General features: G+C 68.8%; 27 protein-coding genes. 4 read left to right on the top strand and 23 right to left on the bottom strand.

The genetic code is table 11. The features are described from left to right. Positions 1 to 52 precede the first annotated feature (52 nt). Entirely contained in the window at positions 53 to 448 is a 396-nt protein-coding gene (locus ACZY1G_RS04075) for a nitroreductase family deazaflavin-dependent oxidoreductase (RefSeq protein WP_463813742.1), read from the top strand. Here the strand turns inward: ACZY1G_RS04075 and ACZY1G_RS04070 are convergent. The 14 genes from ACZY1G_RS04070 to ACZY1G_RS04005 all read right to left on the bottom strand — a co-directional run bounded on the left by ACZY1G_RS04070 (position 420) and on the right by ACZY1G_RS04005 (position 11,217). Continuing rightward, positions 420 to 1,790: a cytochrome P450 gene (locus ACZY1G_RS04070; RefSeq protein WP_463813741.1), complete on the bottom strand. Its 1,371-nt coding sequence runs from the start codon at positions 1,788 to 1,790 to the stop codon at positions 420 to 422. The genes ACZY1G_RS04075 and ACZY1G_RS04070 overlap by 29 nt on opposite strands. After that, positions 1,787 to 2,233 (bottom strand): pyridoxamine 5'-phosphate oxidase family protein, encoded by a 447-nt coding sequence (locus tag ACZY1G_RS04065; RefSeq protein ID WP_463814839.1) that lies wholly within the window; start codon positions 2,231 to 2,233, stop codon positions 1,787 to 1,789. The genes ACZY1G_RS04070 and ACZY1G_RS04065 overlap by 4 nt, the downstream gene beginning before the upstream one ends. Before the next feature lie 83 nt (positions 2,234 to 2,316). Continuing rightward, entirely contained in the window at positions 2,317 to 2,655 is a 339-nt protein-coding gene (locus ACZY1G_RS04060) for a hypothetical protein (RefSeq protein WP_463813740.1), read from the bottom strand. Between the two features lie 48 nt (positions 2,656 to 2,703). Then, positions 2,704 to 3,294: a TetR/AcrR family transcriptional regulator gene (locus tag ACZY1G_RS04055; RefSeq protein ID WP_463813739.1), complete on the bottom strand. Its 591-nt coding sequence runs from the start codon at positions 3,292 to 3,294 to the stop codon at positions 2,704 to 2,706. Beyond that, positions 3,281 to 4,141 carry an oxygenase MpaB family protein gene (locus ACZY1G_RS04050; protein WP_463813738.1) on the bottom strand — a complete coding sequence of 287 codons (861 nt, stop codon included), beginning with the start codon at positions 4,139 to 4,141 and terminating at the stop codon, positions 3,281 to 3,283. Before ACZY1G_RS04050 ends, ACZY1G_RS04055 begins: the two co-directional genes overlap by 14 nt. Before the next feature lie 115 nt (positions 4,142 to 4,256). After that, positions 4,257 to 4,523 carry a hypothetical protein gene (locus ACZY1G_RS04045; RefSeq protein WP_463813737.1) on the bottom strand — a complete coding sequence of 89 codons (267 nt, stop codon included), beginning with the start codon at positions 4,521 to 4,523 and terminating at the stop codon, positions 4,257 to 4,259. Then, a complete protein-coding gene (locus ACZY1G_RS04040; protein WP_463813736.1) occupies positions 4,520 to 5,014 on the bottom strand; it encodes a DUF3093 domain-containing protein in 495 nt (164 codons plus the stop codon). The genes ACZY1G_RS04045 and ACZY1G_RS04040 overlap by 4 nt, the downstream gene beginning before the upstream one ends. Further along, positions 5,011 to 5,463: a hypothetical protein gene (locus tag ACZY1G_RS04035; protein WP_463813735.1), complete on the bottom strand. Its 453-nt coding sequence runs from the start codon at positions 5,461 to 5,463 to the stop codon at positions 5,011 to 5,013. The genes ACZY1G_RS04040 and ACZY1G_RS04035 overlap by 4 nt, the downstream gene beginning before the upstream one ends. Positions 5,464 to 5,481: 18 nt before the next feature. Next, positions 5,482 to 5,970 carry a hypothetical protein gene (locus ACZY1G_RS04030; protein WP_463821658.1) on the bottom strand — a complete coding sequence of 163 codons (489 nt, stop codon included), beginning with the start codon at positions 5,968 to 5,970 and terminating at the stop codon, positions 5,482 to 5,484. Further along, positions 5,967 to 6,947, bottom strand: coding sequence for a porphobilinogen synthase (gene hemB, locus ACZY1G_RS04025; protein WP_463813733.1), 981 nt, complete (start codon positions 6,945 to 6,947; stop codon positions 5,967 to 5,969). The genes ACZY1G_RS04030 and hemB overlap by 4 nt, the downstream gene beginning before the upstream one ends. A gap of 14 nt (positions 6,948 to 6,961) precedes the next feature. Then, complete coding sequence (locus ACZY1G_RS04020; protein ID WP_463814838.1) at positions 6,962 to 8,626, bottom strand: bifunctional uroporphyrinogen-III C-methyltransferase/uroporphyrinogen-III synthase; 1,665 nt, start codon at positions 8,624 to 8,626, stop codon at positions 6,962 to 6,964. An 8-nt stretch (positions 8,627 to 8,634) separates the two neighbouring features. After that, complete coding sequence (hemC, locus tag ACZY1G_RS04015; RefSeq protein ID WP_463813732.1) at positions 8,635 to 9,570, bottom strand: hydroxymethylbilane synthase; 936 nt, start codon at positions 9,568 to 9,570, stop codon at positions 8,635 to 8,637. A 7-nt stretch (positions 9,571 to 9,577) separates the two neighbouring features. Then, a complete protein-coding gene (locus ACZY1G_RS04010; RefSeq protein ID WP_463813731.1) occupies positions 9,578 to 10,948 on the bottom strand; it encodes a glutamyl-tRNA reductase in 1,371 nt (456 codons plus the stop codon). Between the two features lie 56 nt (positions 10,949 to 11,004). Then, complete coding sequence (locus tag ACZY1G_RS04005) at positions 11,005 to 11,217, bottom strand: glutaredoxin family protein (RefSeq protein WP_463821790.1); 213 nt, start codon at positions 11,215 to 11,217, stop codon at positions 11,005 to 11,007. Between the two features lie 81 nt (positions 11,218 to 11,298). Here ACZY1G_RS04005 and ACZY1G_RS04000 point away from each other — a divergent pair, with 81 nt between their 5' ends. Beyond that, positions 11,299 to 12,198, top strand: a complete 900-nt coding sequence (locus ACZY1G_RS04000; RefSeq protein WP_463813730.1) for an HAD family hydrolase — start codon at positions 11,299 to 11,301, stop codon at positions 12,196 to 12,198. A gap of 60 nt (positions 12,199 to 12,258) precedes the next feature. Then, positions 12,259 to 12,798: an FAS1-like dehydratase domain-containing protein gene (locus tag ACZY1G_RS03995; protein ID WP_463821657.1), complete on the top strand. Its 540-nt coding sequence runs from the start codon at positions 12,259 to 12,261 to the stop codon at positions 12,796 to 12,798. 43 nt (positions 12,799 to 12,841) lie between these two features. Here the strand turns inward: ACZY1G_RS03995 and ACZY1G_RS03990 are convergent, their stop codons facing one another. The 9 genes from ACZY1G_RS03990 to ACZY1G_RS03950 all read right to left on the bottom strand — a co-directional run bounded on the left by ACZY1G_RS03990 (position 12,842) and on the right by ACZY1G_RS03950 (position 20,504). Continuing rightward, the gene (locus ACZY1G_RS03990) at positions 12,842 to 13,915 is read right to left on the bottom strand and encodes a lysophospholipid acyltransferase family protein (protein ID WP_463821656.1); all 1,074 of its coding nucleotides are present in this window, start codon (positions 13,913 to 13,915) and stop codon (positions 12,842 to 12,844) included. Between the two features lie 66 nt (positions 13,916 to 13,981). Beyond that, positions 13,982 to 15,058 (bottom strand): SDR family oxidoreductase, encoded by a 1,077-nt coding sequence (locus tag ACZY1G_RS03985; RefSeq protein WP_463813727.1) that lies wholly within the window; start codon positions 15,056 to 15,058, stop codon positions 13,982 to 13,984. 30 nt (positions 15,059 to 15,088) lie between these two features. After that, complete coding sequence (locus ACZY1G_RS03980; RefSeq protein WP_003402602.1) at positions 15,089 to 15,190, bottom strand: 30S ribosomal protein bS22; 102 nt, start codon at positions 15,188 to 15,190, stop codon at positions 15,089 to 15,091. 169 nt (positions 15,191 to 15,359) lie between these two features. Then, the gene (locus ACZY1G_RS03975; protein ID WP_463813726.1) at positions 15,360 to 15,623 is read right to left on the bottom strand and encodes a helix-turn-helix domain-containing protein; all 264 of its coding nucleotides are present in this window, start codon (positions 15,621 to 15,623) and stop codon (positions 15,360 to 15,362) included. Between the two features lie 139 nt (positions 15,624 to 15,762). Next, positions 15,763 to 16,653, bottom strand: a complete 891-nt coding sequence (gene proC, locus ACZY1G_RS03970; RefSeq protein ID WP_463813725.1) for a pyrroline-5-carboxylate reductase — start codon at positions 16,651 to 16,653, stop codon at positions 15,763 to 15,765. Positions 16,654 to 16,686: 33 nt separating this feature from the next. Further along, positions 16,687 to 17,505: a thioesterase family protein gene (locus ACZY1G_RS03965; RefSeq protein ID WP_463821655.1), complete on the bottom strand. Its 819-nt coding sequence runs from the start codon at positions 17,503 to 17,505 to the stop codon at positions 16,687 to 16,689. Between the two features lie 15 nt (positions 17,506 to 17,520). Beyond that, on the bottom strand, positions 17,521 to 18,366 hold the full coding sequence (locus ACZY1G_RS03960; RefSeq protein WP_463821654.1) for a sugar phosphate isomerase/epimerase family protein: 846 nt from the start codon (positions 18,364 to 18,366) through the stop codon (positions 17,521 to 17,523). A gap of 5 nt (positions 18,367 to 18,371) precedes the next feature. Further along, on the bottom strand, positions 18,372 to 19,484 hold the full coding sequence (locus ACZY1G_RS03955) for a hypothetical protein (protein ID WP_463821653.1): 1,113 nt from the start codon (positions 19,482 to 19,484) through the stop codon (positions 18,372 to 18,374). Positions 19,485 to 19,511: 27 nt separating this feature from the next. Continuing rightward, positions 19,512 to 20,504, bottom strand: a complete 993-nt coding sequence (locus ACZY1G_RS03950; protein WP_463813721.1) for a Ppx/GppA family phosphatase — start codon at positions 20,502 to 20,504, stop codon at positions 19,512 to 19,514. A 12-nt stretch (positions 20,505 to 20,516) separates the two neighbouring features. Here ACZY1G_RS03950 and ACZY1G_RS03945 point away from each other — a divergent pair, with 12 nt between their 5' ends. Beyond that, on the top strand, positions 20,517 to 21,314 hold the full coding sequence (locus ACZY1G_RS03945) for a DUF3109 family protein (RefSeq protein WP_463813720.1): 798 nt from the start codon (positions 20,517 to 20,519) through the stop codon (positions 21,312 to 21,314). Position 21,315: the final 1 nt, after the last annotated feature.

Here is a 21,315-nt window from a genome sequence, read left to right as displayed (position 1 = left end):
CAAAACGGTCAACTACAGGGTGTAGTGGCCGGCCCGGGGAGATGATGCTCCTATGCAGTTGCCGCAGTGGCTCGCGCGATTCAATCGCCACGTCACCAACCCGATCCAGCGGCTGTGGGCCGGCTGGGCGCCGACGATGGGCATCCTCAGCCACGTGGGTCGGCGGTCCGGGCAGCACTACCGCACGCCGCTGACCGTCTTCTCGACCCGTGACGGGGTCGCGGTCCTGCTGACCTACGGACCCGACCGGGACTGGTTGAAGAACCTGACTGTCGCCGGCGGCGGCACGCTGCAGCGACACGGGCGAACATTTCCCGTCATGAACCCGCGCGTCATGAGCAAGGCCGAGGCGGGGCCGTCGGTGACCGGGTGGATGCGGCCGCTGTTCGCGGTGCTCCCGTTCGAGCAGGCCGTGCTGCTCACGTCCGGGGACGCAGCCGGGCCCTGATCGGCCCCTTGGCCACCGTGGTGAACGGCACCTCGCACGCGAAGTCGTCGTCCAGCGACTCCACGGTCATCGCGCGGATCACCGTGGCCAGGGCCAGCGTCGTCTCCAGACGGGCGAAGTGCTCGCCGATACAGGGCCGTGATCCGCCCAGGAAGGGCAGGAACTGCCAGCGGTCGCGGGCGGCGACGTTCTCCGGGCTGAACCGATCCGGGTCGAAGGTCATCGGGTCGGGCCACAGCTCGGGGTCGTGGTGCAGCGCGTACAGACCCAGCGCCACCAGGCTGCCCGCCGGCACCCGGTAGCCCGTCACCTCGAGGTCGCGGGTGGCCACCCGGGCCACCCCGGCCGCCGGCGGACACAACCGGACCGCCTCGTGGAGCACCTGCACGGTGTAACCCAGCCGGGACACGTCCGCCGGAGTCAGCTCCCCGTCCCCGATCGCTGCGGCCTCGGCCGCCACCCTGTCCTGGATCTCCGGGTGATGCCCGAGAACCCACAGCGCGTACGTCAACGCCGTCGCCGTCGTGTCATGGCCGGCCAGCATGAAGATCAGCAGGTCATTGGAGATCTCCTCGTCGGTCAGGGGGCGACCGGTCTGCGGATCGCTCGCCCTGATCAACGCCTGGACCAGCGGCGCATCGCGGTCCGGGTCGACCCGGCACGCCTGCACCATCTCGTCGGTGATCAGCCGCATCGCGTCGACGGAACGGCGGGCCCGACGCCGGGCCAGGGTCGGCATCCAGCGCGGCGCCCGGACCGGGCGCAACGCGCGGTCGGCCGTGTAGGACGACGCCACGTGCATGCACCGGGCGATCGTGTCGCCGCGCTCGTTCAGATCGACGCCGAGCACCGATCGGCCCAGCGACTGCATGGCGACACGGCGGCACTCTGTGTCGAGGTCGACCTCGCCGCCGCCGGGCCAGCGGTCCACGAATGCCTGCGCCGCACCCGACATGTGGCCGCCGAACGTACGGACGTTGAGCTTGGTGAACACCGGCTGCAGCGCGCGTTTGCGGGGCCGCCACTGTTCGTTCGGGAGGACGAACAGACTGTCCCCGGCCATCCGGCGCACCTCGTCGTGGATGATGCACCGGTCCGTAGCGGCGTCGTTGCGGCCCAATACATCCCGCATCCCAGCAGGCGACATCACCGCGACGATGGCGGGTACCACGCCGGACGGCCCGAGTTGGATGCGCGTCACCGGACCGCCGGCGTCGCGGATGACCTCCTGGCCCGTGTCGAGCCGCCGGACCAGCTTCACGAGCTCCCGCAGTGGAAGGGGGTTGCGCGGAACCGGCGGCAGCGACCGCACGTCCACCGCGTGGTCGTCGCGCACCGTCATGACGCCCGCCAGTTCAGCACCTCGCCGGTGCCGACGGTCATCGTCGTTCCGGGCATCACCCGCAATCGATACGGCGCCAGCCGCATCACCGCGAACTGGTCGCTGGTGGGACCGTCAGCCCAGAACGGGATGATCGCGGGGTCGTAGCCGACGGGCGGCGGCGCCGTGGCGAACCGCTGCCACACATCGCGGCGGGTTTCGTCGTCGGTGTACCACTCGACCAGGCACTCCGCGCTGCAGGTGTCGTGCGTGGTGGTCCAGTAGCTCACCGACACATCTGGGTGGACGGCGAGGTGGGCGCGCTTGAGGGGACTCGGCACCGTCGCGATCCAGCCGAAGAGGTCGGTACCGTCCCACTGCCAGATCGGGTGAAGGATGCGCGTGCGCGGTTTGCTGTCCGCATCGACCGTCGCGACCGACGCCCACACGATCGAGTGGGCCATCTCCACGAAAGCGGGTGCGATCCGCTCCAGGGGTGTCACAGCAATTCAGCCTAGGTAAGAAGCCGCAGTGCCGCGACGAAGTATCAGCCTTCGAGCTTCTTCTTGAACTCCTCGGTGTTGCGGTACTCGACATTGCCGATGTCGGCGCTGGTCTCGATCTTGCCCTTGTCTTCGTCGTCGACCCAGTTGGTGACCGACGTTCCCGACACAGTGCCGCTGCTACCCGGCAGCGTCGTGGTCTGCAGGTTCTCGGTCTTGTAGGCCTCGGCCATCTCTTTGGCCTTTTCCTTGTGCTCGTCGGTGACTTCCGGCTTTTCGGTCAGGTTCTGGTCGTCATCAGGGGGCTCGGTCACATGCTCGAGTTCGACATTCGGCGTGTCGTCCGGGGACCGCTGTTCGGTGGAGGTGTCTTCGGCGCTCATGGGCATGGGACTGCCCCAAAGTGTGACCGACGAAACAGTGGGCCCGGCTCAGATGAGGGCGCCACGTAGCGCTGCGGGCAGGCTCGGCAGGAAGTGCCTGCGGGCGAACGCGCGGATGTCGTCGGCCGTTTCGAGCGGCTGAGCGCTCGGCAGCAGCAGCACCATCTCGGCGTAGCGCAGGATGCAGTCGGCGAAGTCCTCGACGGCGTCGGGTCCGATGCGTTCGGCGAAGCCGCGCGGGAAGATCTGCTGTAGGGCATCGACCATCCGCGCGATCGCGGCCCGGTGGTAGCGCCCCGCCAGCTCGAGGGCCAGCCCCGGATCGTCTTGCACCATGCGGTGCAGGACCCGGTGGTTGCGGAACTCCATGATCGAGAGCGTGAACGCCTCGATGTAGTAATCCTCTTGCGGCGCAACCCTTCTCAGCTCTGAAGCGATGTGGGCGAACAGCCGGATGTTCTCTCGCTCGATGACGGCGCCGACGAGCTCGTCCTTGTTGGCGAAGCGCCGGTAGATCGTGGTGCGGCTGACCCCGGCGCGACGGGCGACGTCGTCGAGCGCGACACGTCGGTAACCGTGACGCTCGAACTCGACCACGGCGGCGTCGAGGATGTGCGCCGTGGCGTCAGCCGCGGGCATAGCCCTTGAGGGCATATCCGGTGTAGCGCACACGCATCGGGAGATGGTCCCACGCCCAGTTGACCGGTCGTGATCGCCAGAACGCCGCGAAGCGCTGGTACCGCCGTTCCTGACGATCCGACCAGGGCAGGTTGAGCAGCTCGCGGGCGCGCGGCGGGAGGCCGCCGGTGGTCAGGAACGCGGCGAGCGGGTTGAAGATCGGTGCGACGAGCCGCCACACCAGGGGGTGCACGGCCTTGGGCTTCGGGAAGCCCTTGGTGACGTAGCCGACGCCGTACTTCGCCGACGGGTGCGCGACGAGCACACGTTCCATCATGGCGTCCCAGTAGCGTTCGAACTCGGCGTAGGTGGCGGGCATCGGCCTGTCGCTGACCCCATAGCGCCGGTACCAGGTCTTGGACTCCAGCCAGATCTGTTCGCGCTCCGCGGGGCTGAGGCGCTTCACGAATGTGTCGGCGAAGTAGTAGATCTGCTCGACGAACGTCGCGTGCGCCCAGAAGTAGGTATCGGGGTCGAGTGCGTGGTAGCGGCGGTCAGTGCCGGGCAACTCGCCTTTGACGTGGTGATGGAAGTCGCGGACCTGCGTGCCCGCGTTGTCGGTGTCGGAGCCGTAGACGGTGTTGAAGATCGGCGGGATGGTGCGGCGCAGCCGTTCGGCGGTGTCGGCGAAGAACGTCGAATGGTCGTACACGCCCTGCCCGAGTTCGGCGAGCATGTTCTGCAGCACCGCGGGCCGCGGGCCGATCAGATACATCCGGTTGTCACCGAAGTACTTCCACACCAGCGACCCCGGACCCAGGGGCAGCGCGTCGTCGAGGGGTTCGGGCCTTTGAGCCAACTCCGTCATGCGAAACAGTGTTACAAATTTTGCACTTTGTACCAAGTGGGTGTGGCGAGGGGCACACACTTCGTCGGGTGAGAACTCAGGGCTGCGATGCGGGGCGCGCCGGCAGCCAGGAATGCTATTCCGCGGGCGGTGGGGCGGTGGGAGGCTGGGGCGCCGGGGCACGACGGCGGGCGATGACGAGCACGGCCAGCACCCCGGCCGCCGTCGCCAGCAGCAGCGACAGCGTCAACAGCGGCGCGTAGTACACCACCGACGTGGTCGAGGGCTGCCCGTCGAGCACCGGCGCGACGACCACGGTCCGGCTCGCGGCCAGCCAGCTGACCACGCATCCGACGGCAGCCACGACCGCCAGCGTCAGCTCGACGACGGATCTGCGCGTCACGACGCCCTCTCCGGCGGGATGCGCTCCTCGACGAGATTCGTCAGCGCCGCGCGCAGCAGCTGATGCTTACGGGCCCAGGCCTGAGCGGTCCGGTCGTTGCTCAGCCGCACCCCGATGCCCGTGCGGCCGCGCGGCACACCCGTCAGCTCGCCCAGCGCGCGCGCATACTGCCACTTCGGGCTCTCCGCGCCCTCGGCCTCGGGATAGACGCGCAGGATCTCGGCGGTGCGGATCGTTTCCGTGCCCTGGCGTAGCGCGTCCGCCGTGAGCTCGACGGAGGTGTGGATGCGCGCCGCCTTGACCTGGATGCCGAGGAAAAGCGTCACGAGAAGGAAGAACACCACGGGGATCACCCACTGGACGTAGCCCGCCGACAGCTGGATCAGTGCCATCGCGATACCGGCACCCGGGCCGGCGAGCACCCAGAGCCAGCTGGCGCCCTGCTCGTAGAACAGCACCTCGCTCTCCGGCGGCGCGGCGGATTCGGTCACGACAGCTCCTTCCCCTCCGGTGCGCGCTCGTACCAGGCACGAACGGACGGCCGCGTCATGAGGGCAGCGCCGATGAGAACCGGCAGCGCGGCCACCAGGATCAGCGGCTGCCCGACCCCGAGGCCCACAGCGAGCAGCAGCACGACGCCGACGAGCGAGAACGCCAGAGCCATCGCCGCCATCCGGAACCGGCTGTCGCCTCCCCGCGCTTTGCCCGCCAAGAAGGCCAGGGCCCCGGCGGCCAGCACCGCCCCGACGCCGATCAGGCGGTACACCAACAAGTAGTTGCGGACACGCTCGTCGCTCACGTCAGCGGGGATCGCCAGTCGGGCCGCATCGAAGCTCGCCGTCGCCGACATCAACCCGCCGACGATCATGATGACCGCGCCGCCCATGAAGCACCAGAACGCGGCGTCGACGAGGCGAGGGCGGGAAGCGGAGGTCGGCATCGACGTCAGGGTAGCCAATCACCGGGTGAAGAAGTCGTGGGCGTCCTTGCGGTGGAGCAGGAATACGCCCCCGCACACCAGCACGGAGCCGACGATCACCACGGCCGCGTAGATCAGGGCGGCCACTTCGGAACGATCCACACTGAACAGCTCGCTGACCGAGAACACCACGGCGGCGATCGCTCCACCGGTCAGACAGGTACGCACCCAGCGGTAGCCCTGCCGCAACAGGACGAGGAACGTCGCCACCACCGACACCAGCACCGCGAGGAAGACGAGGCTGATCGCCAGCATCAGGCCGCCCACCCGCTGCGGACCCGACAGCAGATCCACGACGAAGCCGGCCGTCATCAACGGAAGCGCGATCACCCACAGCCAGAATCCGGTGTCCACATCGGGCGGGCGGGCGGGCGACGGCCCGGGCGGGCGGGCGGGCGACGGCCCGGGCGGGCGGGCGGGCGACGGCCCGGGCGGCCGGACCGGACCCGACTCCCTCGGCTCCGTCACGAGAGGCGACGGGCCACGTCTGCGGCCCAGTAGGTCAGAACGATGTCGGCGCCGGCCCGGACGATGCCGGTCAACGACTCGAGCACGACCGTGTCCCGATCGATCCAGCCGTTGTCGGCGGCCGCGCAGATCATCGAGTATTCCCCCGACACCTGGTATGCGGCAACGGGAACCGGTGAACGGTCCGCTGCGGCCCGCACGATGTCGAGGTAGGACATCGCGGGTTTGACCATGATCACGTCGGCACCCTCGTCGATGTCCAGGTCGACCTCGTGCAGCGCTTCGCGCGCGTTGCCCGGCTCCTGCTGGTAGGTGCGCCGGTCCCCCTGCAGGCTGGAGGACACCGCCTCACGGAACGGACCGTAGAACCCGGAGGCGAACTTCGCGGCGTAGGCCAGGATCGCGGTGTCGATGTGGCCCGCGGCGTCGAGTCCCTCGCGAATGGCCGCGACCTGCCCGTCCATCATGCCGCTCGGACCCACCATGTGTGCACCCGAATCTGCTTGCGCCACAGCGAGTTCTACGTAGCGTCGATTGGTGGCGTCGTTGTCGACCCGGCCGCGGTCGTCGACGACGCCGCAGTGCCCGTGGTCGGTGAACTCGTCGAGGCAGGTGTCGGCCATCAGCACCGTGGCGTCGCCGAGATCGGCCGACAGATCGCGCAGCGCGACGTTGAGGATGCCGTCATGGTCGGTGCCGGCCGAGCCGCGCGCGTCCTTGTCCTCGTCCCGCGGTACCCCGAAGAGCATCAGCCCGCCGACACCCGCAGCGACCGCGTCGGCCGCCGCGCGACGCAGCGAATCACGGGTGTGCTGAACGACTCCGGGCATGGACGCGATAGGCCGCGGCTCGTCGATACCGTCGGCGACGAACATCGGCAGCACGAGTTGGCGCGCCTGCACAGACGTCTCGGACACCAGCCGGCGCATGGCCGGAGTGGACCTCAGCCGCCGCGGACGATGACTCGGGTAAGGCATGATCGTCCTAGCGGTTAACGGCGGCGGCTCTTCTTCCGCGGGGGCGGGAGCGCACCCTCGGCACGCAGCCGAGCAGCGTGCTCGGCCAGTGCCTCGACGAGCGGACCGACCGCGGCCACCTCCGGCTGGACATCCACACGCAGCCCGAATTCAGCTGCGGTCTCAGCGGTTTTCGGTCCGATGCACGCCACGATGGTGCGGGCGTGCGGTTTACCGGCGATGCCGACGAGGTTGCGGACCGTCGAGCTCGACGTGAAGCACACCGCGTCGAAGCCGCCGGTCTTGATCATCTCGCGGGTCTGCGCCGGCGGCGGGGCCGCGCGCACCGTCCGGTAGGCGGTGACGTCCTCGATCTCCCAGCCCCGCTCCCGCAGCCCTTCGGCCAGCGTCTCGGTGGCGATGTCGGCGCGGGGCAGCAGCACCCGGTTCACCGGGTCGAAAACGTCGTCGTACGGCGGGAATTCGTCGAGCAGACCCAGCGAGCTCTGCTCCCCGGTCGGCACCAGTTCGGGGTTGATGCCGAAGGCGCGAACACGGTCGGCGGTGGCCTGCCCGACGCAGGCGATCTTCACGCCCGAGAACGCGCGCGCATCCAACCCGAACTCGTTGAACTTCTCCCACACCGCGCGCACCGCGTTGGTGGAGGTGAACACGACCCACTGGAACCGGCCGTCGACGAGACCCTTGACGGCCCTTTCCATCTGAGCCGGGCTGCGGGGCGGCTCGACCGCGATGGTCGGCACCTCGATCGGCAGCGCGCCGTGGCCGACGAGCCGCTCGCTCATCTCCCCCGCCTGGTCCTTGGTGCGTGGCACCAGCACGGTCCAGCCGTACAGGGCACGGCTCTCCCACCAGTTCAGCTTCGAACGGTTGGCTACGGTCCGGCCGATCGTGACGACCAGCGTGCCGGTCAGCGGACCGGACGGTTCGACGCCTGCGGGCTTGTCCAGCACGGCCTTGTCCAGCAGGCCGGCCAGCGTGGTCTCGACCGACCGCTGCGCACAGGTGGTGCCGTTGGCGGTCACCACGGCGGGCGTGCCGTCAGACAGCCCGTACTCGATCAGAGTGCGCGCAGCCTCGGGCAGGTGCGACGCGGTCGCGTGCAGGATCAGCGGCCCGGGTGCGGCAGCCAGCGCGGCCCAATCCACCTGCGGGTCGCGGACATCGGCGACGGTGTGCGACGAGCCCAGCGGCAGACCGGCATAGGTCGGCACAGCGGAGGTGTCGGGCAGGCCCGGGACGATCTCGAAGGCGAGCTGGGTGCGTGCCAGCGCGCTGACCTCGGTGATCACCGCGTCGATCGACAGTGGATCACCGGCGACCAGACGGACCACGTCGACACCGGTACGCGCCTCGGTGGCCAGCGTCTTGGCGACCTCGGCCGGATCGCCAAGCGCGGGCCGGATGTCGGGGCCACCGGGGATCGTGAGCTCGGCCGTCTCGGCGGCGGCAGCCGGGTCACCGGCGTCGGGCGCCTCGGCGGGCAACGGTCCCGACGGCGGGGGCAGTTCTGAGCCGACCAGTGCGAGCACCGCTTCGGGTACATCGGGGTCGACGAAGACCAAGGCCGCGTTGGCCAATACCGAGCGGGCGCGCGTCGTCAGCAGACCCGGGTCCCCGGGTCCCGAGCCGACGAACGTGATGCGGCCGGGCTTGCCCTTGCGTCCTCGCAAGGTCATCTGGCGAGTCATGTCCCTCTCCCGCGATCGTCCAACAGTTCCCGCGCTCCCAGCTCGAACAACTCCGCGGCCACCGAGAGCCCCAGCTCCCGTGCCCGCTCGGGTGTCCCGATGCCGGACGCACGGATCACGTCGGATCCGTCCAGCGTCGCCACGCAGCCGCGCAGCGACAGCTCTTCGAAGACGCGACCGTCCTCATCGATAGACTCGACCACCTCTGCAATCGCGCCCACCGGTGCGGAGCACCCCGCCTCCAGTTCGGCGAGCAGGGTCCGCTCTGCGGTGACCGAGGCCCGGGTGTCGGCGTCGTCGAGCTCTGCCAACACCGAGACCAGGCCGGAATCACCGGCACGGCACTCGAGCGCCAACGCACCTTGAGCCGGCGCCGGCAACATCTGTACCGGTTCCAACGTCTCGGTGACAGCGTCGAGGCGACCGATGCGGGCCAATCCCGCCCGGGCCACGACGACGGCGTCGAGATCACCGCTGCTTACCCTGTTCAACCTGGTATCTAGGTTGCCTCGTAGGGGGCGGATTTCCAAACCGAGACCCAGTGCTCTAAGCTGCGCCGTCCGTCGCGGGGACGATGTTCCGATCACCGAGCCGGCCGGCAACTCCCCGAGGACCAGACCGTCGCGCGCCACCAGCGCGTCGCGGGCGTCCGCGCGCACCGGGATCGCGGCGATCGCGAAGCGGGAGTCGGGCGCTGTCGGCAAATCCTTGTAGGAGTGCACCGCCATGTCGACGGTGTCGTCGGCGATTGCCTCGCGCAGCGCGGCGGTGAACACGCCCACCCCGATGTCGGCGATCGGCGCCTGGGAGCGGTCCCCGTCGGTGGAGATGATCACCAGCTCGGCCGCGTGTCCGCGGGCGGTGAGAGCGTCCCGGACGAAGCCGGCCTGTGTGGTGGCCAGCAGGCTGCCCCGCGTGCCGATGCGGATCACGCTGTGATCACTCCGCGCTATCGAGATCGGTTGCGGAGAAGGTCATTTCATCAACTGCGACGGCGCCGAGCTCGCTTCCGGCCACGGCGTCGACGGCGTGCTGGTCGAGCTCGAACAGCTCGCGCAACGCTTCGGCGTAACTGTCCCCGCCAGGCGCGCCGGCCAGCTGCTTGACGCGCACGGTGGGGGCGTGCAACAGCTTGTCGACGACCCGTCGCACGGTCTTGGCGACCTCGTCGCGGTAGGCCGAATCCAGTCCCGGCAACCGATTGTCCAGCCGCAGCAGTTCCGCCTCGACGACGTCGGCGGCGCGTTGCCGCAGCGCGGTGACGGTCGGCGTGACCTCGGCCATCCGCTGACCGGTCAGGTACTCGGCCACCTCCGCGGCGACGATCGTGCGGGCCGCCTCGGCATCGGACGTCGCGGTGCGCGAGGTCGGCTCCCGCAGGATGCGCTCCATGTCGATGACGTCGACACCGGGCAGTCCGGCGACCGCGGGGTCGATGTCGCGGGGCATGCCCAGATCGCACATCACCAGCTGTTTCGTGCCGCCGAGCCGCTGCGCCAGGCCGCGGTGCACGTCGGCGAGCGTGACGACGGGCCGCACGGCGCCGGTGCAGCTGACCACGACGTCGGCGTCGGTGAGCAGCGGCGGCAGATGGTCGAACGGGAAGGCCTCGGCCGAGAGCCCGTGGCTGCGGATGTTCTCTGCGAGATGCTTGGCGCGCGGCAGCGAGCGATTCACCACATGGATGCGCTCGATACCGGCACGCATCAGCTGTTTGGCCGCCAGAGCCCCCATCGAGCCGGCGCCCACCACGACAGCCGACCGCCCGGCGAGCGACCCGATGCGGGCTTCGGCCATGTCCAGGGCGACGGAGACCACTGATGCACCTGCCGCGTCGATGCCCGTTTCCGAGTGCACACGCTTGCCGACCGACAGCGCACGCTGCGACAGTTCGTGCAGCGTGCGGCCCACGGTGTGATTCGCCTCGGCGGTGGCGTACGCGCGGCGCACCTGTCCGAGAACCTGCGCCTCACCGACCACGGCGGAGTCGAGCCCGCTGGCGACCGAGAAGAGATGCTCGACCGCGGCTTCGGCGTAGCGGACGTAGGCGTACCGGGTCAGATCCTGCAGCGACATCCCCGAGTGCTCGCCCAGCACCTGACCGATCACCGAGAGGCCGCCGTGGAAGGCTTCAACCACCGCGTAGACCTCGACGCGGTTGCACGTCGACAACACCATGGCCTCGGTGACCAGCGAGGATTGCAGGATCTGCTCGATGATCTTGGCCTGATCGGCCTCGTCGGTGCTGAGTTGCTCGAGCACGGACACAGGCGCGCTCCGGTGCGAAACCCCGAAAAGCAGTACGCTCACGGCTTCCTCACCACCCCACCACGGTAATCGCTGACCAGCTGGGCAGCCAAATTCCCTCAGCGGGAGAGGTCTGCGCGCAGCCTCGGTTCGTCGAGTTCCCAGTAGCTGTGCTCGGCCCCGCCGAGCAGGACGACGGGCAGGCGGTCACCGTATTCGGCGCGCAGAGCCTTGTCCCCCGCGGCCGCGGCCTCGTCGACGTCGGTGACGCTGAGGGTGAACCCGAGCTCGTCGCGCAGCTCGGCCAGCCGGCCGGCCACCTTCTGACACATCGGGCAACCCTGGCGGGTGAGCAGCTGCACGGCGCGATCCACCCCGCCAGTATCGCGACCCGGTGTCCTACTGTTGTATCCGTGTCCGACGGTACTGAGATCGGCATCGACTCCCGGGCGCAGCAGATCGCCGGGGAGAGCAGCGCCGCGGCCGCGGCCGAGGGCCTCATCGAGCCTGCCGGCGAGTTGCCCGGCCCGCCGCCGCCTCCCCCGGACCTCACTGCCGCCGCGTTCTTCGACGTGGACAACACGCTGGTGCACGGCTCGTCGCTGGTGCACTTCGCGCGCGGCCTGGCGGCCCGCGAGTACTTCACCTACAAGGACCTGGCCCGCTTTGCGATGGCGCAGGCGAAGTTCCAGCTCACCGGCCGCGAGAACAGCGACGATGTGGCGGCGGGGCGACGCAAGGCGCTGGCCTTCATCGAGGGCCGCTCGACCGCGGAACTGGTGGCCCTCGGCGAGGAAATCTACGACGAGATCATCGCCGACAAGATCTGGCCGGGCACCCGTGCGTTGGCGCAGATGCACCTCGACGCCGGTCAGCAGGTGTGGCTCGTCACCGCGACGCCCTATGAGCTGGCCGACACGATCGCCCGCAGGCTCGGGCTCACCGGTGCGTTGGGCACCGTCGCCGAGTCGATCGACGGGGTGTTCACCGGGCGTCTGGTGGGTGACATCCTGCACGGCACCGGCAAGGCGCATGCCGTGCGCTCGCTGGCCATCCGCGAGGGGCTGAACCTACGTCGCTGCACCGCCTATTCGGACAGCTTCAACGACGTGCCGATGCTGTCCCTGGTCGGTACCGCCGTCGCGATCAACCCCGACGCCGACCTGCGCGACCTTGCCCGCGAGCGCGGGTGGGAGATCCGCGACTTCCGCACCGCCCGAAAAGCGGCCCGCATCGGCGTGCCGTCTGCGCTCGCGCTGGGTGCCGCCGGCGGCGCGTTGGCGGCCGTGGTGTCCCGTCGCGACCACAAGTAGCGGCCCGCACCGCTGATAGGCTCGCGCCGCGCATCGATCACCGACGAAAGCGGATCACGCATGACCATCGCCGAGAACATCATCGGGACCCACTACCGGTATCCCGACTATTTCGAGGTCGACCGCGAGAAGATCCGGGAGTTCGCCCGCGCCGTCAAAGACGACCATCCCGCGCACTACAGCGAGGAGGCCGCCAAGCAGTGCGGCCACGATGCCCTGATCGCGTCCCTGACGTTCCTCGCGGTCGCGGGCCGGCGGGTGCAGCTGGAGATCTTCAACCAGTTCGACGTTCCGATCAACATGGAGCGCGTCCTGCACCGTGACCAGAAGATCACGTTCCATCGGCCGATCCTCGCCGGGGACAAGCTGTTCTTCGACTCGTACCTGGACTCGGTGACCGAGTCGCACGGCGCGGTACTCACCGAGGTCCGCGGCGAAGTGACCGACGAACACGGAGAGCCGGTGCTGACCAGCGTCGTCACGGTGATGGGTGAGGCGCAGTCGGACACCGAGGCCGACGAGATCAGCGACCGCATCGCCGCACGACGCGACGAAGCGCTGCGCGCGATGGTGGCAAAGCAGACCGCGTCGTCTGACTGACGTTGCGGCGTCCGATTGACCCGGCCCACAGCAGGTCGGTCGGTCAGCCGAAGAAGGTGTTCCTGCGGTTGGCCAGCAGCTGGTAGAGCGTCTGCTGGATGGTCTCGCGAACCTGGTCGGTGATCTCGAAAGTGACCATCGGATCGTCGGCGGCCGAGTCGTCGTAGCCGGCGGTATCGATGGGCTCGCCGAACTGGATGTACCACTTGGACGGCAGAGGCACCACACCGAGCGGGCCGGCCAGGGGGAACAGCGGAGTCACCGGGAAGTACGGCAGACCGAGGAGCCGGGCGAGCAATTTCACGTCGGCGACCATCGGATAGATCTCTTCGGAGCCGACGATCGAGCAGGGCACGATCGGCGCCTTGGCGCGCAACGCCGCGGACACGAAGCCGCCGCGGCCGAAACGCTGCAGCTTGTAGCGGTCTTTGAAGGGCTTGCCCAGCCCCTTGTAGCCCTCGGGGAACACCGCGGTGAGCTCGCCGGCGGCCAGAAGTCGGTGGGCGTCGTCGGTGCACGCCATGGTGTGGCCGGCCTTGCGCGCGGCCTGCCCGACGAACGGCATGTCGAACACCATGTCGGCGGCCAGCAGACGAAGATCGCGCTGTGCGGGATGGTGGTCGCGGACCGCCACCGACGTCATGAGCCCGTCGAAGGGCAGCACCCCGGCGTGGTTGGCCACCACGAGACCGGCACCGGTCGCCGGCAGGTTCTCGACACCGCTGACCTCGACCCGGAACCACGAGTTGAACAGCACGCGCAGCACGGGCAGGAAGACCGCGTTGTTCAGGTGGGGATCGAAGCCGAACTCGTCGACGGTGTAGTCGCCCATCATCCTCTTGCGGATGAAGTCGGCCACCGCGGCGATCCGCGTGGCGAGTTCGCTGGGGGGTGCATCGGGTGCCGCGCCTAGGCCGGCACCGTCTCCACGATGCGCGTCGATGTCGCGGACAACGGCGGACAACTCTTCGGCGGTGGCGCGGCCATCGGCGTCGCCGTACAGAGACGGATGCCGCCGAGATCGGTCTCCCCGTTGCGCAGCCGCTCGACGGGCCGCTGCGCTCCTACTCGAATTCGAGTGCAGGGGAATGACTTTCGCTTTCGACTCGCCAGCCACCGTCTCGCTTCTCACCTTCCTGGCCTTCGAGCTAGGGTGTCCCCGCCCCCTCGCTGAGCCCTGAGTCTAGCGCCCGAACCGCGCTGCCGCCGACACAGCGCGGCGCTCCACAGCAGAAACCCAATTCGGATCCACGATGGGTTTGAGTCCCCGGCCGCGCACGTAGTCGTCGAAGGCCTCGGTGGTGGTCCACTTCGGGGTGTAGCCGAGCTCGGTGCGCAACCGCGTGGTGTCCATGACTCGGCCGTAGCTGAGGTAGTCCAGGCGTTCCCGATCGAGCTCGGTCGGCCGGCCGGCCCGCCACAGCGACATCGCCGCACGGGGCATCGGGAGCGCGAGCCGCCCGGACCGGCGAACCGCTTGGCTCATCATGATCACGCCGGACGCTCCGACGTTGAAGGTGCCTGCTTTGCCTGCGATGGTCGCCCGCTCCATCGCCCCCAGCGCGTCCTGCTCGTGCAGCAGCTGCATGCGGGCGTCGTGACCGATGATCGTCGGCACCACCGGACCGGCCAGGTAGCGCGACAACGCGGTGTCCATCGCCGGCCCGATCATGTTGGCCAGCCGCAGGATCGTGACCGCGATGTCGGGCCTTCTCCGGCCGAGTCCGCGGGCATAGCCCTCGATGTCGATGCTGTCGCGGGCGAACCCTTCCCCGGGCGGCCTGCGCCGGCTGCTGCTCTCGGCGAACAGCACGGGATCACGCGCGCTCGACCCGTAGATCTCCGAGGTCGACTTCAGGATCACCCGGCGCACCGACGGCGCCTTCTGGCAGGCCGCGAACAACTGGATTGCGCCCATCACGTTCAGCTCTTTGAGCGTGGCCCGGCCGCCGGACCTCGGCGCGTAGGACGCCGCGGCGGCGTGCACCACGGTGTCGACGTCGCCGTTACGAATCACCTTGGCGATGAACGGGTTCCGGATGTCGGCGCGGACGAACTCCGCGCGGCCCATACGCCGGAGGAGATCTTTGCTCGGCGCGATCGCGTCGACCGCGATGACGTGGTTGATCAGCGGGTTCTGCGCCAGCCGGGCGGTCAGATAGCCGCCGAGGAATCGGCAGGCGCCGGTGACCAGCACGACCTTGGGGTAGTTCAGACCGTCCCGGGCATCGGAGCCGCCCGAGTCACCCCCAGCATCCATCTCCGCAGCCTAGCGGCAGACGCCGCAGGACTACTTGCCGAGTTTTCTGCGCTGCACCCGGGTGCGACGAAGCAGCTTGCGGTGCTTCTTCTTCGACATGCGCTTACGCCGCTTCTTGATGACAGAACCCATGAACTCCGCTACCTCGGTTTTTTCGACGATCTCGACCGGTCACATTACCTGGCGACGGTCCCCGCGCCGAAATCCGCCCAAGAGGGGCCAGGGCGAAGAGCCTTCGGCCAGCGATGAGCGCTCGCGCGAAGAGCCTTCGGCCAGCGATGAGCGCTCGCGCGAAGAGCCTTCAGCCCGCGTCGAAGTACGAGCTCTCCAACATGTCGTGAACGGCTTTGGCGTGGACGCGGAATGACCGACCAACCCGCACCGCCGGCAGCTCACCGTTGTGCACCAGTCGATACACGGTCATCTTGCTGACCCGCATCAGGCTGGCCACCTCGGCCACGGTGAGAAATTGCGCTCGAGGCGGTTGGCCGTCGGACTGGCCGGCGTCGCGCGCCGCCTTTCCGTTGGCTGAATCCCGCGCCGACGGCCCGTTCATAGACGTCATCGCAACCCAATCCATCAGGCGCGGGCAGTTCCAGCGGCTTCCCCACCGCTGGCACCGACCCACACTTACCACTGGGAGAATAGCGTGGCGGGTGGGGTTACTGCGACGGGTGTGGGCTAATCAGTGTGAAATTGCTGAACTACTCCGGTGTAATTCCTAGCTGCTCAGAGCGGGTTTTCGCGGCTTCGACGGCGTTGGCGACCGCCGCGCGCAGGCCCCCACGCTCGAGTTCCCGCAGCCCAGCGGCGGTGGTGCCCCCTGGCGAGGTGACGGTGGCCCGTAGCTGGGCGGCCGAGGTGTCGGTCGGTGACGCCATCGCTCCGGAGGGACCCGACGCTGCGCCACCGTCGTTGCCTTCTGCATCCAACCGCTCCAGCAGCATCGCCGCCGAGCCTGCCATCGTCTGCACCACCAGGTCGGTAGCCACGGATCTGTTCAGACCCCCGTCCACCGCAGCGTCCACGAGCGCCTCGACCATCAGGAAGAAATACGCCGGACCGGACCCGGAGACCGCGGTCACGGTGTCGATCTGACTCTCGGCCACGGTCAGCACTCCACCGACGGCGTCGAACAGCGACGCCACCCCACGGACGTGCTCGGCGGTGGCGAACCGTCCCGGTGCGACCGCGCTGACCCCGCCGCCGACCAGCATGGGGGCGTTGGGCATCACCCGCACCACGGGCGATCCGGCGGGCAGCTTGTTTTCGAAGTAAGCCGCACTCACTCCGGCCGCAACCGTCACGAAGATCTGCTCCGCGGCATCACTTTCCGCGCGCGCCGCCGTCTCGGCGATGTCACCGACGACGCTGCCGACGTCGGAGGGCTTGACCGCGACGATCACGTACGTCGCGGTGTCGACCGCCTCGGCGACCGACGCGATGCGCACCGAGTACTTCTCCGCCAGGTACGTCGCACGGGTCGAGCTCTTCTCCGCGACCACGAGATCCTTGGTCTGACGCCCGGCCCGCAGCAGTCCCGCCAGCAACGCCTCTCCGATACTCCCGCCGCCGATGATCGCGATTCTGGCCATGCCGCACAGCATGACACGGCGGGCCGCCCAGATTCAGTCGGGCGCGGCGGGCACCATCGCGAGTTGGCGGGTCTGCACGATGATGCGCCCCTCGGAATCCACGACGATGTGGTCCTCGTCGAACCATTCCTGCCCGATCTGGGTCGTCGTGCACATCACTCTCAGCCACCCGTCGGCCGGCACGGCCCGCACATAGGCCGTCAACTGCACCGTGGGCGCCCAGCCGAACCTGTTGACACCGAACGTGACCGGCGCCGACACGTCACCGCACAGCAGCGCGAACAGCACGTCGGGCGCCGCGCCCTTCGGACGCACCCAGTACTCGATCATCGGTGGGCCACCGTCACCGCGCGGAGTGAATGACGTCAGCGACGGACGGATGTCGCAGCCGTGCGCGAGATGGACGACGTCGGCCATCGGATGGCCGGGACCGATCGGTTCCAGCCCCGGCGGCGGATCCGGCGTCATCAGGCGCAGCACCGGGTTGTCCGACAGCAGCGGCGGCACATGGCCTTCGGGGCGCGCCAGCGTGATCGCGGCCCGCAGCGCGGTGCGCGATCCCTGGTTCAGCTCGACATCGATCAGGCTCACGCGCCGCCCACGTTTGCGCACCGTGGTCACGATCTGCATCGGACCGGGATCGGGCGCCCACAGGAAACTGCCTGACACCGCAATGGGTTCCACCCCGGGTTCGCCGAGTTCGGTGCGCGCAGCGTGGGCGCACAACGCGAGCATCGCACCGCCGTGCACCTTCGGGCCGATGGTCCAGTGCTCGTTGAGCAGCCCGTGATAGCTGCCGGCACCGTCGGGTATCAGAGCCATCGCATCGGTGAACAGAGTGGAGCTCGTCATGGGTTCCTTGCCGGGTCAGCGCAGCAGGTGCGTGCGGGCGAACTGCAGCGATTCGGTCAGCAACTCGTCGCGCTCAGCTACCGACCGCGCGCCCGAGGTCGTCACTTCCAGGATCACGTGGCCGGAGAAGTCGCCGGCTGCCAGCGTCTCGCAGATCTCCACGGTCGGCTGCGTTCCGCGGCCCGGAACCAGGTGCTCGTCGGTCGAGGCGCCACTGCCGTCGCACAGGTGCAGGTGCACCAGCCCCTCCCCCATGCGCCGCGCCATGTCGACGGCGTCGGAGCCCGCGGTCGCGGTGTGGGAGAGATCCAGTGTGTAGTGCGCGTGGCCGCCGTCGAGCGGATCGTAGGACGGCGCGAACGCCGAGATGCCTGGCCCGGGGGCACCTCCGCGCTTACGCATCCGTTCGATCGAGGTCTGCCCGGAGCCGAAGAAGCGGTCGGCGCGGAAGGGGAACATGTTCTCCACAGCGACCATGACGTCACTGCTCGCCTCGAGTTCAGCTACCTGGGCGGCGAATCCCTCGGCGTAGCGGCGCTGCCAGCGAAACGGCGGATGGACCACGACGGTCTGGGCACCCAGCTGCTCGGCGGCCCGCACGCTGCGGTCCAGCTTGGCGATGGGGTTGGCGCCCCACACGCGCTGAGAGATGAGAAGGCACGGCGCGTGCACCGAGAGCACCGGGACGTCATAGCGCTGCGACAGCTCTTCGACAGCGTCGATGTCCTGGCTGACGGATTCCGCCCACACCATCAGCTCGACGCCGTCATATCCGAGAGTGGCGGCCATCTCGAACGCGGCCTCGGTCTTCAGCGGATAGACCGAGGCCGTGGACAGACCGACCTTGATGGCAGGGCGCACCCCGGTCAGCCCGATTGCAGCAACGCCAGCGGCCCGAGGGTGACCAACGCGCCGACCGCCACCGCGATCAGCGTGCTGCCGATGTCCTCGGTCTTGCGCACCACCCGGACACCGACGACCAGGCCCAGGATCACCAGCACCGACAACACGAGCGCGACGATGTTGTTCCACTTCCACAGCTGGTCGAACGCGAAGAACAGGCCAGCGCCGAACGCGACCGCGACGACGCTCTGACCGACCACCCACAGGCCGTGGACGACCGGCGACATCTGACGCGGTTCGAGTTCGTCGCCGCCTTCGTCCTCGTCGCCGTCGTCCTCGTCGTCGAGGGCGAGCGACGATTGCTGACCGCCGCGGCGGGCGACGTCGTCGGCGACGGTCTCCCCACCGAACAACGGGTCCTGGGTGGACCGCAGGTACGACGGCAGTTCGTCGTCCGCGGTGTCCTCTTCGGCTGCGTCCTCGGTCTCGGACTCTGTCTCGGTGGGCGTTTCCGCCTCGGGCTCCTCGGACACCGTGTCGTCGAGGTCGGCGGGGGCATCCGCGTCGACGGGGTCAGGGCTCATCAGCTCCGCGTCGACGGAGCTCTTGCGGCCGAACCGGCCGAACGGGGAGCGGCGCGGCGGGGCCACCGCGGCCTGAGGCTCCTCGGGGGCATCCTCGACCTCGGCTTCGGCGACCTGGGCTTCGTCGACCTGGGCTTCGTCGGTGTTGTCGGGGTCGGAGTCCTCGACCTCGACCAGCTCGTCGTCGGCTTCGGTCACCTCAGCCGCATCGGCCACGTCATCGGCGTCATCGGCGTCATCTGCTCGGTCGACGTCATCGACGTCAGGGACGTCATCGACCTCAAAGACGTCATCGACCCCGTCGGCCGCCTCAGCGATGGTGGCCGACTCCGGCTCGGGTTCAGGTTCGGGGGCCGGCTCGGGGGCGGCGGGCTCGTCGGGCCGGACGATCGGGATCTCGCCGGTGAGCTCGGCGACGGTGACGGCGTCGGCGTTACCGCGGCGACGGCGCCGGCGACCGCCGACCGGGGGTGCGCCGATGGTGCCGTTCTTCGCCAGCAGCTCGGCGACCGAGATCGGCCGGGTGTTGGTGTAGTCGTCTGGTCCAGTCATCGCCTGCTCGCCCTCGCGGTTGCCTGCTTACCGTCCAGCATTGCGCACCGACACCCGCCCTGAGGGCGAATGCCCGCCCACGAGCGCCGTACCGTCGGCTTCGCTGTCGAGTTTCCGCAGGATCAAGCCCTCCCGCAACGCCCACGGGCAAATGTCTACGCTTTCGATACCTAAGGCTTTCATGCTCGCCTCGGCCACCAGGGCGCCCGCTACGATCTGCGGCGCACGGTCGGCGCTCACTCCTTCCAGCTCGGCACGGTCGGACGCGGTCATCCTAGAGATGAAAGCTATGAGCTGACGAAGACCCGCAGCCGTGAGCGTGCGCTTGACGCGCGGACCAGCGCCCGACGGTGCCGCACCGGTCAGCCGCGCCAGCGAACGAAACGTCTTCGACGTGGCCACCGCCAGATCGGGGCTTCCGGCTTCGGCGATCGCCGTCCCCGCTTCGGAGAGTTCGTTGGCCAGCCAATCCCTCAGCATCGCCACGCGCCGGCGGCCGGGCGGATCCTCGGGCAGCCACTCGCGGGTCAGCCGACCGGCGCCCAGGGGCAGCGACATCGCCACGTCAGGTTCCTCGTCGACCCCGCTGGACAGCTCCAGTGAGCCGCCGCCGATGTCGATGTTGATGATGCGGCCGGCGCTCCAGCCGTACCAGCGCCGCACCGCCAGGAACGTCAGCCGTGACTCGTCGACCCCGCTGAGCACACGCAGATCCACGCCGGTGTCCGACTTCACCCGTGACAGCACGTCTTCGGAGTTCTTCGCATCGCGCACCGCCGATGTCGCGAACGCCATCAGCTCCGAACATCCCGAACTGGTGGCGATCTTGGCGAATTCGTCGATCGTGCCGATCAGCTTGTCGGCACCCCGGCGGGTCAGCTTCCCCGAGGTGTCGATGGCCTCGGCCAGGCGCAGGGACGCCTTCGTCGAACTCATCGGTGTGGGGTGCCCACCGCGGCGCGCGTCCACCACCAACAGGTGAACGGTATTGCTGCCCACGTCGAGCACGCCTAATCGCACCCGTCCAACCTAATGGGTCTACCGTGGAAAACCGTGACTGGTCCGTACCCGGGTGAGGTGGAACTCGATTTCGCCCGTGAGTGGGTGGAGTTCTACGACCCCGAAGACCCCAAACATGTGATCGCCGCGGACATGACGTGGCTGCTGTCCCGCTGGACGTGCGTATTCGGCACACCGGCGTGCAAAGGCACCGTCGCCGACCGACCCGACGACGGATGTTGTTCCCACGGAGCGTTTCTCTCCGATGACGACGACCGCGCCAAGCTCGACGACGCCGTGAAGCTGCTCACCGATGAAGACTGGCAGTTCCGGGACAAGGGTCTGGGCAAGAAGGGCTACCTCGAACTCGATGAGTACGACGACGAGCCCACCTGGCGGACGCGAAAGTACAAGGGCGCGTGCATCTTTCTGAATCGCCCAGGGTGGCCGGGCGGTATCGGGTGCTCGCTGCACACCAAGGCGCTGCAATTGGGGGTGGAACCGCTGACCCTCAAGCCGGAGGTGTGCTGGCAGCTGCCGATCCGGCGCACGCAGGAGTGGGTCGACCGGCCCGACGGCTCGCAGATCCTGAAGTCGACGATCACCGAGTACGACCGGCGCGGCTGGGGTGAGGGCGGGCTCGACCTGACCTGGTACTGCACCGGCGATCCCAACGCCCACGTCGGAGAGAAGCCGGTGTGGCAGTCCTATGCCCCCGAGTTGACCGAGCTGCTCGGCGAGAAGGCCTATGCCGAGCTGGCAGCGATATGCAAGCGGCGCAGCGCATTAGGGCTGGTCGCGGTACACCCCGCCACGCGGGCCGCCGAGTGAG

The sequence above is a fragment of the Mycobacterium sp. IDUB_5 genome, from assembly GCF_055419565.1.
The sequence above is the reverse complement of the archived record's forward strand: the minus strand, read 5'-3'. Positions and strand labels throughout refer to the sequence as shown.